A 14484-nucleotide genomic window follows, 5' to 3' on the forward strand; every position below is an offset into this window, starting at 1 on the left:
TTACCCTCCTAATTCATTTCTATTGAAGTTTGTTCATCCTATCGGCTGGGCTAATAATAGCTGTAATTCTAATACCATAATTCTCATCAATAACTACGACCTCACCCTTGGCAATCAACTTGCCATTAACCAGCAGGTCCACCGGTTCGCCGGCCAGTCTGTCCAGCTGTATTATCGCACCCTGGTGAAGTTCTAAAACCTCCTTAATCGTCTTGCGAGTTTTGCCCAGTTCAACCGAAATATCCAAAGGCACATCCATTATCAAGCCAATATTTGAAGGTGCGCCGGCCATTTCCACCTCACGCAAGGGGGCAAATTGTACCGGCTGTACCGCAAACTGCTGCGCCTTTTTAACGCCTGAAGGCGCCTCAGCATAACTTGCTTGATTCCAGGCTTGAGCTGGAGGAGCATTATAGTAAGGCTGAGGCTCGGGTGTCTGCGTTATTGGAGGCGGAGTATAAACAGCCTGGGGAGGAGCAGGCGGGACAGGAGTCTCCAGTAAACCTTCCAACCCCGACTCTTCCACTGCATTTCCCATCAGCATATCAATCATGGTTTTAACCGCTTCCATGGGAATAATCTGCATGATCTCACTATTTACCAGGCCTTCAATTTCCATTTTAAACTGAATTTTTACCAGATCCTTATGGCTGCTGGATATGGGTAATCGTTCTTTGCCAAAATCCATTAAAGTTAAATGCGGCGGCGCGATATCAATACGCCGGTTAAACATAGATGAAAGACTGGTGGTAGCTGAACCCATCATCTGGTTCATAGCTTCACCCACGGCGCTCAAGTGAATCTCATCCAGAGCGGTTGTTTCACAAATGCCTTCGCCGCCCATCATAAGATCAGCAATAATACAAGCATCCTCTTCTTTTATTACCAGGACATTGGTTCCGGTTAAACCCTCTGTATACTGCACCTCAACTACTACGTAAGGCAGGGGATAATCATCTTCCAGCTGTTGACCTGAGATAACCATAACCTGAGGTGTGGTAATAGACACCTTTTTTCTCAATAAAGTGGATAATGTAGTTGCCGCAGTACCCATGGTTATGTTGCCTATTTCGCCCAGGGTATCCTTTTCAAAATCACTCAGTTCTGCAGACAAGTCCGAAGCGCCAGGGGTACTGTCACCCCCTCCGCCTTTCAACAGGGCATCTATTTCGTCTTGAGATAAAATGCCGTCATTCATCTTCGCTTCCCTCCTCCATTACCTGGGAAATTTGCACTGCATACCTATTGTCGTATATACCGGGCAGACCCATAAACTTTGTGCGATGCCCGATCACTACTTCCAGTTCCCGCCTGATATTTCTATCCAAGGGTACGATATCACCCGGAGCTAATTCAAGCAGGTCTTTAACCGTTATTGAAGTGTGTCCCAAAATTACCTTTAATGGGACCTTGCTGTTTTCCAGTTTATGTCTGATGGTTTCCACATTCTCCGGTGTCGATTTCGCACTGGCGGAAGAATAATAATAATGCACATTTAATTTATCCAGAATCGGTTCTAAGACCAAAAACGGAATACAAATATTCATCATACCTACAACATCACTCATCTGGGTCTCCAATGATACTATCATCATAATTTCACTCGGGGAAACCAGTTGAGTAAATTGAGGATTGGTTTCCACCCTTTCCAGGTAAGGCTGCATTTCTATAATGCCGCCCCAGGGCTCCTGCAAATAGTCCAGCATACGCTGAGCAATGCGCTCTACAACCGTTAATTCTATTTCGGTCAAAGCCCTTATTTTAGCAGGAGCATACCCAGGCCCGCCCAGCAGGCGGTCAAGAAAGGCAAAGCCCAAATTGGGGTTGATTTCCATTATCGCGCTTCCCTCCAGGGGGTAGAGTGAAAAAATATTCAGTATAGTGGGATTGGGAATAGATCTGATAAATTCCTCGTACGTCAGTTGTTCCACGGATAGAACTTCGATCTGTACGGGCGCGCGCAACTGAGCCGAGAGGTAGGTCCCCAGGGAACGGGCATAATTCTCATATATAACTTGCAGTGTATGTACCTGGTCTTTGGAAAACTTGTTAGGCCGGCGGAAATCATAGACCTTAACCTTCTTGCGCGTCTGTTCTTCCTTCAACTCATTGGCGTCCACCGAACCGCTGCTGAGAGCAGACAGCAAAGCATCTATCTCATTTTGTGAGAGTACTTCGCTCACTGGCCTCCCCCCTCTATTTCAACTCAACTACTGCATAATGAAATTCGTAAAATATACACCCTTGACTAAATCCTTGCCAATCTTGGCATTGATGCTCTTTTTCATCTTAACCTTGAGCTTCTCACGGTTAATCGGGTCGAGATCGCTGACGGTCTGGGATGACAGAATCCCTAAAATAGTATCTTTTATAACCGGCATGAAGACGGTTATTTCCTCCTGAACCTTTTCATCGGAGACTTCTACAAATACTTCAACTTTGAGGAAGCGAGTTCCTCCTTCATCATTAATATTCGTAGTAAATTCTCCTACAGACACCAGGTTTCCTGTCAGGGTTTCCTTTTCTTCCTCCTTGGGCACCAGCGGCGCAATCAGGCTGCGCATGATAAAATACGAAGCTCCCATGGCTACAAGAAATATTACCAGACCTATAATAATTATTTTAAAATCAAAACTGCCTTTTTCTTTTACCGTTTCATTAGCTTTCTCCTCTGCCAACGCAATCCCCCCCCGGGCTTATTTTTTGAGATTAGTACATGATAGCTTCCTGAATTTAATAATTTCTTGCCTGATCCTCGGTATGGACTCCTTCACCAGCAGCTTTTTGCCAGTGGTAAGCGTAACTACTGTGTCAGGTGTTTCTTCGATGGTTTCAATTAAATCGATATTTATGACAAATCTTTCACCATTCAGGCGGGTAAGGTAAATCATCTGTTCACCTCTATTTTACTACCCAGGGGAGGAAATTGTCTCCCCCCCTGGAAAGTTAAATCTAACGTTTCAGGTTAACCAGTTCCTGCAGCATCTCATCGGATGTGGTTATGATACGCGAATTGGCCTGGAATCCTCTCTGGGTCACGATCATATCCGTAAATTCCTCGGAAAGGTCCACATTTGACATCTCCAGGCTGCTGGGAGCAATATTCCCCATGCCGTTGGTGCCGGCCGCACTAATACTGGCCGTACCGGAATTAACGGTTTCTTTGAACAGGGTGCCGCCGACTTGTTGCATACCCGCCGGATTGGTAAAATTGGCCATTGCCACGGCAGCCAAGGTTTTGCTTACCCCGTTATCGTATGCGCCCACAATATTTCCTCTGGTATCAATAGTATAAGACTTCAGTTTTCCTGCCTTATATCCGTCCTGAGTAGTAATTTTGGCGGAGGAATCGGAAGCATATTGAGTTAGTTTTGAAAAGTCCACATTAAATGCTATGTCATCGGCGCCCACTTCGTGGGCGGCTAAAGTCAAGTTGACGAGAGCGGCGCTGGGGTCACCCGGGTTGTCTGGGTCGTAAGGCCACTGGAATTTGCCCTTGCTGTCAAAGAGCAGATTGGTAACCCGCAATACGTCCGGTGTATTGTAACTAAGAGATGTTGTCGTTGTGTTAGGGGTGTAATTAATATCAAGGGTCTTGAAATTGGTCAGGGTATGGAAGCCGTCCGCTTTTTCAAATTTGGGGTCGCGTGAAATATCGCAGGCCCAGCGGGTTTCGGGAGTAGGGGTATAAACCACGTATTTGAAGAACCGGAAATAAACGGTCTCCGCTCTGCCCTGGGAATCAAAAACCTCCTGCGTGGTAACCCATGAATTTTCCACACCGGCAGGGTATTCAACCGTACCGCCGTTATTCAGATTGACGATGGAAGCAGTGCCGGTTAAAGGCGTCGTACCAGGCTGCCATCCCAAAATCGGTATATCGGTGTTGGCCAGGGTACCCGTAAACTCGATCGAAAACACGCGGGGGGTAACGAGTGATTCAGTAACTCTTACGTTATTAGCTCCGCATACCCCAGCAGCAGTCAAGGCATTCTGAATATCAGTAGCGGCAGCGTTGTATTCAATGTCGACAGTGGAAACTGTTCCTCCTCCCAGGGGCGGGGCATCATATAGCAGTTGGAACTGCCCATTTGTCGCCTGCCTTAAATCAAGGGTCTGGATTTCATTGGGTGATACCCGCATGGGAGCAATCCCCTCGATAGGTGTGGCTACTACTCCAGTGACGGCTCCCCAAGCACCACCGGTTGCAGTTGCGGTCCATGAAAGCGGCGGATCAATATTGGTCCTGGCCAGGGCGCCCTGGAATTCTATTTCATAGCACTGCCCGTTCCAGGTTACCTTTGTGTTGCCGGCTCCGCACACACCGGGATCATTTAGCGCACTCTGAATGGCGGCAGCGGTAGCTTCGCCGGTAGCGGCCACTGTTATCTCTCCAGTAGCAACACCGTTATAGGTTAAAGTAAATGTCCGCCCAGACGGGCCGGAAAGTGTAGCGCCGTTGAAGGTCAATGTCTGTTTTTCATTGCGGGGTTCGCTGTATGCAATCTCGGCATCCAGGTTGCCGCCGAACTCAGCTTCTGTAGTTGCCTGGGGGGGCAAGTCCCTGAGCGTCTCTGGAATGACTATGGGGGCTGCTACCGCGCTGGTATTTACTTCCCAGGTGGTCGGATCAACATTCCAGCCCATGACATGCCACCCGTTCGCGGTACTGATAAAGTTCCCCTGGGTGTCAAAATCGAAGGCCCCCGCCCGCGTATAAAGCCGCTCATTTCCCGAACCCAGTACAAAATAGCCGTTGCCGTCTATGGCCAAATCGGTCAGCTTACTTGTGGAAGTAGTTGGTGAAGGGTATGAATTTGATCAATGCTGGCAACAGTTACTCCCAACCCTACACCCATAGGATTGGTGCCGCCAATGTTGCCGCTGGGAGCTGAAGCCCCGCGCATGCTTTGATAGAGGGTGTCTTTGAAGACCACCCGGCTCTTTTTATAACCTGTTGTATTAATATTGGCAATATTATTTCCTATAACGTCCATTCTGGTCTGGTGGTTGCGCAGACCGGCAACCCCCGAATACATAGAACGCAACATATTTTATCATGACCTCCTTTAAGCTTTATTCGGGATGCGTCAATCGTTTGGCATCCCCGGGCTTCCTCTTTGAGGTCCAGCCCTAGACGATTACCGCGCTGTCGATATTGGTAAAAACGTTTTCCTTGATATTTTGTCCATCTACAGCGGTAATTACAGTATTGTTTTTAACGCTGACCAGGAGGGCCAGGTCATTCATAATTATCAGCGAATCCCTGGAACCTTTTTCCCGGGCTTTGCCTACAGCCTGTTCCAGCTTTTCCATATCGGACGAACTTAGTTCGATATTCCTGGCTTGTAAACGCTGCTGAGCGTGCTGGGAGAACTTGAGCTGCCCCCGCAGGTTTTGTTCCAGCACCTGCCCGAACTTGCTTTTTGTGCTATTTGCCGACCGCTTAACGTTATCTTTGCCGGTCGATATTGGCTGTACGGGCTGCTGGGGTATATATATGCGGTTATTTGTCATGGCTTACACCCTCTCATACACCAAGCTCTTGCAGAAGCAAATCTAATCTTTCCAGAATAGAGTTCATTACATCATTATTCTGTTGAACAAAACCATTTACTCCGCTTATCCTGGACAGCTCCACCTCTTCGTTTCCTATTACACAGTAAGGTATGCCGTCCTTTAAGACTACTTTGCTGACGACTCCGGTTAGAGTAGAAGTCTTGCCATCCTCACCAGCTTTACTGGCATAGCTTACTTCACTCCCTATAAGGCTGTAGGATTGCTGCAGCATCAAACTCGGCAGCAGCGAATCGGTTATAGTGCCGGAAAGCTTTGTGAAACCGGTGTTCAGGTTGCTCATTTGCTCCAGGGCGCTGAAATTAGCCATCTGGGATATAAACTCTTTGTTGTCCAGCGGGTCGGTGGGGTCCTGGTATTTTAACTCGGTAATGAGCAGCTTTAAGAAATCGTCTTTGCCCAGCGCGCTTTTACTGTTAACAGTTGTTTTTGCTGTCTGCTGGCTGCTGGTTTTGCTCAACCAGGGCAAGGTTTCTGAAGTAACCTGGTTTACCGCCATTTTTTCCACCTCCTTATATTACAAGATTCATGGAACCGTCATTCTGTAATCCAAATGATTCCAGGACAATTGATTCCGGGTATGGTTCATCTTCGTTGCTAGCGAGGAAGAAATCGTCTCCTTTGGCCTGCCGGTTATGATTGAAAGCGGTGAAGGCCGGTTGCTGCCACTGGTCATGGCGTCCTTCCTGATAACCGTCATACGTCCCGCCGTTGTTTAACTGGACATTAACCTCGGTTTTTTCTACCCTGATACCGTGGTTTTCCAGGGTTTGTTTCAGGTTGGGAAGGTTGCTTTCCAGCATCTGTTTTACTTGATGGTTGTCGGTGATAAAACGAGCGGTCAAAACCCCGTCTTCCATTAAGACCTTTATAGTCATCTTGCCCAAAAATTCAGGATGCAGCTGAATCTTCATTTCCGATGTCTGGGATTTGACCATTAGTTCCGCTTTTTGCACCACCTGTTCCAGCAGCTTGCCATAATCCTGAAAAGTTTGCGGCAACTCAGCATCTTTTTTAACCAGCTCAGTTCCAACCTGGTCTTTGCCTATAGATGTTAGTAGGTTTAAATTGGCACCGGAATCCTGAACCAGTTCCGAAGTTTGATTTAATGAGGCCGTATTCTGACTGTCAGGCATTTGGACAGCCTGGGCGCGGTGGTGTTCAAATGCTATCAGCCTCTGAAGTTTACTGGATTCAAGGGTTTTACCGAACTGATCTTTAAGTATTTCACCAGTTTGCAGTGGTTTCACCGGGTTCTCTGTTTGGCTTTCCCCACGAGGAGCGGGGACCGTTCTTGCTAACAGCAAAGCCTGAAGCCTCTGCTTATCAGAACTGTCAGATGAAGCCGCACTATCAACTGAGTTAGTCAACTGATAATCGCTTTTCAGGTTCACAGCAGATTTTTCCTGGCCGGTATCTTTTTTCTGAACGGTTGGCACTTCCGCCGCAGCAACGGTTTCAATTACCGGGTCAGATGCCGATAAAACAGGGGCCGTATCTGCTTTGACCGGTACTATAGTTTGAGTCGGCAAGGTCTGCTTGGATAAATCATTTTCTTCAGGCAAAGGCTGATTTACCGTTGTTAATTCAACTGGGTTTTCGCTTTGATTTTCAGACGCCTGGGAATATACATGTACTTCTGTAGTTGTTTTCACAGCAGCTGTTAGTTTATCGGTCAGCCTTTTCCCTGGTTCGGTATCTGAAAAATCCGCCAGTTCAATTTGAACCTTTACTCCCGCCGGTTCGGTTTTATCTGTTGGTTCCTGAAATGGCAGGCCGGGTTCATTAACCAAATTGTCATAAGAAACCAGGCTGCCAGCCCTGGTTGTGTTAATACCAGCAAATTCCGGGTTTTCCTGGTTCGATGCCAAAGATGGCGTCTTTTCGCCTGCTTCTGGCATAAAGTCAGGAACATCCTCAGACAACATGCCGGCTTGAACCGCAGCAACGGTTGGTGAATCTATATCCATGTTCTGCGTTTTTGGTGCTGCAGTCTCCGCTTTTTGGCCTTCTGTTGCAATGATATTGAATAATGCGTCTGGTGCGGCAACAGCTAATACAGGCACTGTTTCCCCGCCGTTGCCGGGTGATTTGCCCGCAATTTCGCATGATCCCGCAACCTGAGGCTCATAATCCTGCTCCGCCACAGTCAGTTCTGACAAAAGCTCCTGATTATTTGACGTCGTGAAGGGTAAATCCGGAGCCTTTTGATTCTCTATGGTCAAATTTACCTTGGGACTGCCCGTTAAAGCTGAATTATCCGTGGCCGAAGCTGATTCTTTTCCATTTAATAGGTAATGATTCGCAACCATGTCAGGTTCAAAAGATGATGGGCCAAGTTTCTCCCGCAAAACCGGCAAGTCTTTCTTGTTTTGTCCTTGGATCGCCAGCAGTTTCTTGAAGCTGCTGCGGGGAGAATTCAACCGTGATGGTTCAGAACGCGTTACGTTGCTAATCTGCTGGGTGGATTGGGGTGCTGCCAGGGCCATGACTTCAATATTCTGCAATTTCTCACCTCCTTTTTCATGAATTCCCCTCATTGCGGCAAGGGGTTGAAGCCGGATATTATTACCGTTATAAAATCCGCCTTCAACCGCTGCTTAGGGGTTCTGACTGGTAATGAGCATCTTCTTTGTTACCGATGCCGCTTTGCTGCGTTCAAAATTCTGCAATATTTCAGCGCCGGTATCCTTCTCCATTTCATTTAATATCCCAATAATATCCTCATCTTTGAGCCGGGATAAGATATCGGCAGCATCCTTTACCTTCATTTCGCTAAAATAGGCAGCCATATCTTTATAAGCTGATTCCTGAGCTGCCGTATTATTTTTTGAATCTATAATCTGCTGATTCAACCGGGCTATATCATCTTTTAGGCTATCTTCGCTCTCCTGAGTGGCGGTGAGCGTTTTATCAAGATCATCGTACTTTTTCTGCAGTTTTTCCATTTCGGCCCTTTTCTGTTTGATAATTTGGCTCAATTCAAGGTTTTCACGCCGCAGCTTTATTAACTCCGGATCTATTTGTGGTTTCTGCGGTTCCGCAAAGTACTTGCCTACTACCGGAAGTGAAGGTAAAAACTTGGGGGCCTGTAATATGCCTGAACGCATCAAAACGTATCCCGCTCCCCCTGCTATCAGTATGACCAATAATATTAAGAAGAATATTTTTAGAAACTTGCGCATTAGCCTCTCCCTCAACCAAACAATCAAAGACATAATATGTTCTAATGAATAAGCTGCAGAAAATTAATTGTGATAATCTGTGGTTAATTCCTTTTTACCCTATACCCTTGCGGTAGTGTCCGGTTACCGCTACTTCATCAATTAACTTTTGTTCTTCCATCTGTAATTCATGTAAATAACGCGTCCATTCTTTTTCTTTTAAACGCTCTAAAACCTGAGTTTCCCTTTTTCTTTCCAGCAAAGTTAAGCGGCGCTTCTCCACTATCTCCTCAGCTCTATTGAGTTGATCCTGCAGGTTATGAATCATATCCATTAAAACTGGCATATATTGTTTAACCAGTATTACTCTGGCAAACGGCACCGCGTCAAACAGCATCTCCCTTAATTCATCCTGAATATTATGCAGCCTATTATAAGCATAATCGAGTTCCCGGGCCAGTTGGTCGCGATACTGCATAGCTTTCTGCAGTTCTTCCTGCGCCAGTTTTTCCTGGCCTGCTGCTAAATTCAGGTTAGTTTGCAGCCGAAAACGAAAAGCCTTCATAAACTAACCTCCCGGATTAACAGCCTGGTTAAGAAGTTCTATTGTGTCTGTGTAGCTGCTTTCTTCAAAAATACCTTGACGCAGAAAACTGCGGCACTTTTCTATAAGCGCAATAGATTCATCGATACGAGCGTTTGATCCCCGTTTATAGGCTCCAATGTCGATCAAATCCCGGGCTTCTTCATAGGTTGCCAGCAAACTTCTGAATCGGTTGGCGGTCTGCATTTGTTCCGGAGGCACAATGTCTATCATTACTCTGCTGATGCTTTGCAGGACATCTATAGCCGGATAGAGGTTTTGGGCGGCCATATTTCTATTTAATGCTACATGTCCGTCCAAAATACCCCGAACCGCATCGGTAACCGGTTCGTTCATATCATCACCCTCTACCAGAACTGAATATAGGCCGGTGATGCTGCCCTTTTCGGCGGTCCCCGCTCTTTCCAGCAAACGAGGCAAAAGCGCAAAAACCGATGGGGTATAGCCCCTCGTAGCGGGAGGTTCGCCAATGGCCAAACCAACTTCGCGTTGGGCCAGAGCAAACCTGGTTAATGAATCCATAAGCAGGAGTACATCCATACCCTGATCACGAAAATACTCAGCTATACTGGTGGCCACAAAGGCACCCTTTAACCTGACCAGAGCCGGTTGATCAGACGTAGCTACCACAACGACTGACCGTTCAAGTCCTTTCTCGCCCAAATCCTTTTCCAAGAATTCCCTGACCTCGCGGCCTCGTTCGCCAATCAAGGCAATTACGTTTATATCGGCATCAGTGTTCCTGGCTATCATGCCAATAAGCGTGCTTTTACCAACACCGCTGCCAGCCAAAATGCCCATTCTTTGTCCTTTGCCGACAGTTATTAAACCGTCAATGGCCTTAACCCCAACCGACAAGGCCGAGGTGATTCTCTGACGGGTAAGCGGATTAGGCGGGGGATTAATAACCGGATAGGTTATAGATGATTTGAGCCTGCCCTTATCGTCTATCGTTTCACCCAGCCCATTTAAAACCCGGCCTTTCAGCTCCATGCCCACCTGAATCCGCAGGATGCTGCCTGTGGCTAACAATTCGCTGCCCGGCCCGATCCCTTCCAGATTTCCCAAGGGCATGAGCAGGATTTTTTTATCACGAAATCCTACCACCTCAGCAGGTATCATTTCACGATCAGCATAATTGCTCTTTATGTAGCAAAGCTCCCCCAAACGCACCCTGGGACCGCTGGCTTCCAAAGTCAAGCCAACAGCCCGCGACACCCTTCCTTTCAACTGGCAGCTGGGTGCGCGCGCTATGGAATCCATATATTTTTCCATCGGTAAAACGACAGCTTTATTCATCACCGCTCACTTCCTGCAGAGCTTGTTCTACAGCGGCAATACGGGTTTCTAACCTGGTATCCACTGAACCTCCTTCGCTTTCCAGAGAACAACCTCCTGGTGATATCCTGTCATCACCCTGGAAATTTAAATTTACATCATTAGTTCCTATATCGAAAAAAGTTTCAGTTTTCGTTACATCTAAAAGTCTTTCTAAATCACGCGGATTAACATAAACCATAATATTATCAGGTTTATCAAGGTAACTAATGGATTCTCGCAGAACATTAATAATAATATCAGGATTAGTGGTCAGTTCGCTGGCAATAACCTTTTTCGCTACAGCCATGACTAAACGCACCATATCAGATTCGCAAGACCTCATAATCTGAATTTTGGTCTGTCTCGCTTCTTCAATGATCTCCGCACTCTGCTGCAGTGCAGCCTGACGGTCTTCTTCTATATCGAGCTGGGCCTTCTTAAGTCCTTCAGCATAGGCTTCTTCAAAAGCCCTTTTTCTAATCTGCTGGGCTTCTTCTTCAGCCTGTGAACGCACCAATTCTGCCTCTTCCTGAGCGCCGCTTAATATACCGCGGGCTTCATCTCGGGCTTTTTGCAGCAGATCCATTACCATTTGTTCAGTTTCAGTAAGAATTAATTGGCTTTCTTCTTTTAAACGCTCAAGCTCTCTTTGCGCGATTTCGAATTCATCGTTTTTTTCTTCCGCGCTGGGTTCATCTATTTCTTCATACTCACATATGGGTACTTCTTCGCTAATTTCCATAAATCTAAAAGGCTCGATTAAGATGGGTTGGGAGAAAACTGCATTACCATTCTTAATGATTCTAGACAATTACTTCATCTCCCCCACCACGGGCAATTACTATCTCGCCCGTTTCTTCCAGGCGGCGAATGATATTAACTATGCGCTGCTGTGCTTCTTCAACATCCCGCAGGCGGACAGGACCCATGAATTCGATATCCTCGCGCAGCATATCCGAAGCACGACTGGACATATTGCGGTAGATCTTCTGACCCACTTCGTTGCTGGCGCCCTTGAGCGCCAAAGCCAGATCCTGAGATTCCACTTCTCTCAGTACCCGCTGTACCGACCGGTCGTCTATCATAACAATATCTTCGAACACAAACATGAGCTTCTTGATTTCTTCCGCCAGTTCAGGATCCTGCACTTCGAGGGCCTCCATAATGGTTTTCTCAGTACCGCGGTCAACCCGGTTGATTATCTCTACTACTGACTTGATACCGCCGGCAGCCGTGAGTTCTTGCGGTACAATAGATGAAAGTTTGCGTTCCAGTACCCTTTCAACCTCTTTGATAACTTCAGGAGAAGTGGTATCCATTATGGCAATCCTCTTGGCAACTTCGGCCTGCCTTTCAGGTGAGAGGGCAGACAGAATCATGGACGCCTTCTCTGGTTCAAGATAAGCTAGAATCAGCGCTATGGTCTGGGGGTGTTCAGATTGAATGAAATTAAGCAATTGAGCCGGTTCGGTCTTGCGCATAAAATCAAATGGCCTTACCTGCAGTGACGCGGAAATTCGTCCTATGATTTCGGCGGTCTTTTCTTCGCCGTAAGCGCGCTCCAGAACTTCTTTGGCATAACCTATTCCGCCCTGGCCTATAAATTTGCTGGCTATGCACATTTCGTAGAATTCACGGAAAATTTCGTCTATTTTTTCCATAGATACCTGACGCACATTAGCGATTTCCAGTGTAAGCTGTTCTATTTCCTCTTCATTTAAATGTTTAAATAATTTGGCTGACTTTTCGGGGCCCACATAAATGAGGAAGTTCGCCGCCTTTTGTTTGCCATTTAAACCCTTCTTGGCAGCAGTAGCCATTTAATCACCTCAAATCTTCCAGCAGCCAGGTCTTAAGTACCTGAGCTGCATTTTCAGGATTCTCGTCAATCAGTTTTTCAACTTCCTGTTTAATCCTCTGGCGTTCTTTTTCTTCCGGTGTCATATCCTTTTCAATAATATCCTCCAACCGGATTTCTTCTTCGACCAATCGTTCGAAGCCGCTCAATTCTTCCTGCATAGCTTCCATCTCTTCCTGTTCTCTTTGTTCTTTGCGCCGTTTGAGCAGGAGGACTAATGCTATGATAATGACTGCCAGGGCCGCGAATAACCAGGGAGCAAACGGTGAAGCCATAACTTTGTTCAAAGCCCCCTGAGGTTCAGCTGGCGCAGCGGTTCAGCATAGAAATCTATAAAGGCTACAGAAATGTTATCTTCCAGGCGAACCGTTTCATCTTTACGGTTTTCACGCAGCCCGCAGGAAGTAGCAATAATATTTCGAATGGTCTCCTCCTTTTTCTGTTCGCTGTCGCCCAAATTAGCGTTTTTGGTTCCGGCATTATTAACAAATACCGAGACAGTCAAATAATCGTATTTTACATCGCCTAATGCATACTGGGTGACGGTTTCGGTCTTATTCAAATTGTAATTACGCACCTTTTCGCTCTTGTCATATGTTGAAGTACCGCCGTTATTTTCAGCCTGTTGGTACTGAGGTATATTCGTATCGGTACCGGGAGCATTGGCTGTCTGAGTTTTTGTATCTGTACCCGATTCCTTTTTTATATCTTCACTTACTACAAAGGGGCCATCCGGATCATGGGTATAACGTTCGTCAAATTGTTCCCGGTCATTAAAGTTTAATTCAGCGTTGACTCTGACTACTGAATTGTTTTTGCCCAATACTTTGTCCAGCATGCTTTGTATTGCTTCTTCTTTTTCTTTTTCAAATTCCCGTTTCATAGCTAACTGGGCACGGACTATTTCGCTGGTATTGGCCTGAAGGGCAGGCTGATCCTCTGAAACCAGATTGCCGTCCTGGTCAACTATTACCACATTATCTGGATCCATGCGTTCTACACTGTTTGCAACCAGATTGATGATAGCTTTAACTTCAGTAGGAGTGAGTTTTTGGCCCTCGCGGGTGTTAATAACAACAGATGCTTTTGGTGGTTCTTCCTTATCTGAAAAAAGGGTGGGTTCAGAAAGTGCCAGGTTAACCTTGGCCGCCTTGATTTTGTCAAGGCTTTGAATAGTACGGGCTAATTCTCCCTGGAGAGCACGTTGGTATTTAACCTTTTTGTCTGTTTCAGTTTCTCCGAAATTAGTCTGCTGAAAAAGCTCAAAACCCGCTTCACCGCTGGGCAGGTTCTCAGCAGCCAGTTTAAGACGGGTGGAATCTTTAATTTCGGGAGGCACCAGTATGGTTATACCGTTGTCCCCGTTATCCTGCAGTTTATATTCCGCTTTGTATTCATCCAGTTTTTCTTTGACAGCTGCGGCATCCTTCTGTTCCATTTCCGCATAAAGAACTTCATATGTATTATCCTGTCCAGTGCGCATCATTAAAAATACTGCGGCAACTATCAGTATCAAAACCAGGCCGGAAAACATTACTTTTTGATTAAGCGATAAACTCAGCCACTTTTCTTTGCACCAAACGCCCAATTGCCGGGCCTTGTCTAACCATGTTTGCATTACATAACTCCCCACAAGTCCTACATTTGAATTCTCATTAGTTCTTGAAACGATTCTACTATTTTGTTTCTAACTTCAATGGTAAGCTGTAAGGCCAGGTTGGCTTTTTCGTATGCTATCACCGTATCATGCAGATACTCCTGATCACCCAGGGCCAATTTTTGTCCGCTGGCGGCAGCCTCTTTTTGCAGGTCATCCACTTCATGAAGGGCATCTTTGAGACAGGATAAGAAATCCGAACCACCACTATTAGGTTCAATCTTATTGGTGCTGGTTGAATCGCCACTAGCCAAATCTGAAGGACGCAGGGCAATATTGTTAAAAACACCAGCTTTCATCTGGC

At 46.3% G+C, this 14484-nt stretch carries 17 protein-coding genes; all 17 read right to left on the reverse strand.

Annotation, left to right across the window (positions count from 1 at the left end):
- Nucleotides 1-19 precede the first annotated feature (19 nt).
- Nucleotides 20-1198 carry a flagellar motor switch phosphatase FliY gene (gene fliY / locus JCM14374_RS05250; RefSeq protein WP_054694410.1) on the reverse strand — a complete coding sequence of 393 codons (1179 nt, stop codon included), beginning with the start codon at nucleotides 1196-1198 and terminating at the stop codon, nucleotides 20-22.
- A complete protein-coding gene (gene fliM, locus JCM14374_RS05255; protein ID WP_054694414.1) occupies nucleotides 1191-2183 on the reverse strand; it encodes a flagellar motor switch protein FliM in 993 nt (330 codons plus the stop codon). Before fliM ends, fliY begins: the two co-directional genes overlap by 8 nt.
- Before the next feature lie 27 nt (nucleotides 2184-2210).
- Nucleotides 2211-2678 (reverse strand): flagellar basal body-associated FliL family protein, encoded by a 468-nt coding sequence (locus tag JCM14374_RS05260; RefSeq protein WP_054694417.1) that lies wholly within the window; start codon nucleotides 2676-2678, stop codon nucleotides 2211-2213.
- A gap of 18 nt (nucleotides 2679-2696) precedes the next feature.
- Nucleotides 2697-2891, reverse strand: coding sequence for a flagellar FlbD family protein (locus JCM14374_RS05265; RefSeq protein WP_054694420.1), 195 nt, complete (start codon nucleotides 2889-2891; stop codon nucleotides 2697-2699).
- Nucleotides 2892-2952: 61 nt separating this feature from the next.
- Nucleotides 2953-4773: a flagellar hook-basal body complex protein gene (locus JCM14374_RS05270; protein WP_054694423.1), complete on the reverse strand. Its 1821-nt coding sequence runs from the start codon at nucleotides 4771-4773 to the stop codon at nucleotides 2953-2955.
- Nucleotides 4774-4778: 5 nt separating this feature from the next.
- A complete protein-coding gene (locus tag JCM14374_RS05275) occupies nucleotides 4779-5051 on the reverse strand; it encodes a flagellar basal body protein (RefSeq protein ID WP_054694427.1) in 273 nt (90 codons plus the stop codon).
- An 82-nt stretch (nucleotides 5052-5133) separates the two neighbouring features.
- The gene (locus tag JCM14374_RS05280) at nucleotides 5134-5517 is read right to left on the reverse strand and encodes a TIGR02530 family flagellar biosynthesis protein (protein WP_054694430.1); all 384 of its coding nucleotides are present in this window, start codon (nucleotides 5515-5517) and stop codon (nucleotides 5134-5136) included.
- A gap of 13 nt (nucleotides 5518-5530) precedes the next feature.
- Nucleotides 5531-6076 (reverse strand): flagellar hook capping FlgD N-terminal domain-containing protein, encoded by a 546-nt coding sequence (locus tag JCM14374_RS05285; RefSeq protein WP_054694432.1) that lies wholly within the window; start codon nucleotides 6074-6076, stop codon nucleotides 5531-5533.
- A 13-nt stretch (nucleotides 6077-6089) separates the two neighbouring features.
- Nucleotides 6090-8084 (reverse strand): flagellar hook-length control protein FliK, encoded by a 1995-nt coding sequence (locus tag JCM14374_RS05290; protein ID WP_054694435.1) that lies wholly within the window; start codon nucleotides 8082-8084, stop codon nucleotides 6090-6092.
- Between the two features lie 93 nt (nucleotides 8085-8177).
- The gene (locus JCM14374_RS05295; protein ID WP_054694438.1) at nucleotides 8178-8762 is read right to left on the reverse strand and encodes a MotE family protein; all 585 of its coding nucleotides are present in this window, start codon (nucleotides 8760-8762) and stop codon (nucleotides 8178-8180) included.
- A gap of 94 nt (nucleotides 8763-8856) precedes the next feature.
- Nucleotides 8857-9306, reverse strand: a complete 450-nt coding sequence (gene fliJ / locus JCM14374_RS05300; RefSeq protein WP_054694443.1) for a flagellar export protein FliJ — start codon at nucleotides 9304-9306, stop codon at nucleotides 8857-8859.
- 3 nt (nucleotides 9307-9309) lie between these two features.
- Nucleotides 9310-10644: a flagellar protein export ATPase FliI gene (gene fliI, locus JCM14374_RS05305; RefSeq protein WP_054694445.1), complete on the reverse strand. Its 1335-nt coding sequence runs from the start codon at nucleotides 10642-10644 to the stop codon at nucleotides 9310-9312.
- Nucleotides 10637-11476, reverse strand: coding sequence for a FliH/SctL family protein (locus tag JCM14374_RS05310; protein ID WP_054694448.1), 840 nt, complete (start codon nucleotides 11474-11476; stop codon nucleotides 10637-10639). Before JCM14374_RS05310 ends, fliI begins: the two co-directional genes overlap by 8 nt.
- A complete protein-coding gene (fliG, locus tag JCM14374_RS05315; RefSeq protein WP_054694451.1) occupies nucleotides 11469-12485 on the reverse strand; it encodes a flagellar motor switch protein FliG in 1017 nt (338 codons plus the stop codon). The genes JCM14374_RS05310 and fliG overlap by 8 nt, the downstream gene beginning before the upstream one ends.
- Before the next feature lie 4 nt (nucleotides 12486-12489).
- Complete coding sequence (locus tag JCM14374_RS05320) at nucleotides 12490-12810, reverse strand: hypothetical protein (protein WP_054694454.1); 321 nt, start codon at nucleotides 12808-12810, stop codon at nucleotides 12490-12492.
- A complete protein-coding gene (fliF, locus tag JCM14374_RS05325) occupies nucleotides 12807-14141 on the reverse strand; it encodes a flagellar basal-body MS-ring/collar protein FliF (protein ID WP_054694457.1) in 1335 nt (444 codons plus the stop codon). Before fliF ends, JCM14374_RS05320 begins: the two co-directional genes overlap by 4 nt.
- Before the next feature lie 20 nt (nucleotides 14142-14161).
- On the reverse strand, nucleotides 14162-14479 hold the full coding sequence (fliE, locus tag JCM14374_RS05330) for a flagellar hook-basal body complex protein FliE (RefSeq protein WP_054694459.1): 318 nt from the start codon (nucleotides 14477-14479) through the stop codon (nucleotides 14162-14164).
- Nucleotides 14480-14484 lie beyond the last annotated feature (5 nt).

The sequence above is a fragment of the Syntrophomonas palmitatica JCM 14374 genome (assembly GCF_001311885.1).
GTDB lineage: Bacteria > Bacillota > Syntrophomonadia > Syntrophomonadales > Syntrophomonadaceae > Syntrophomonas_A > Syntrophomonas_A palmitatica.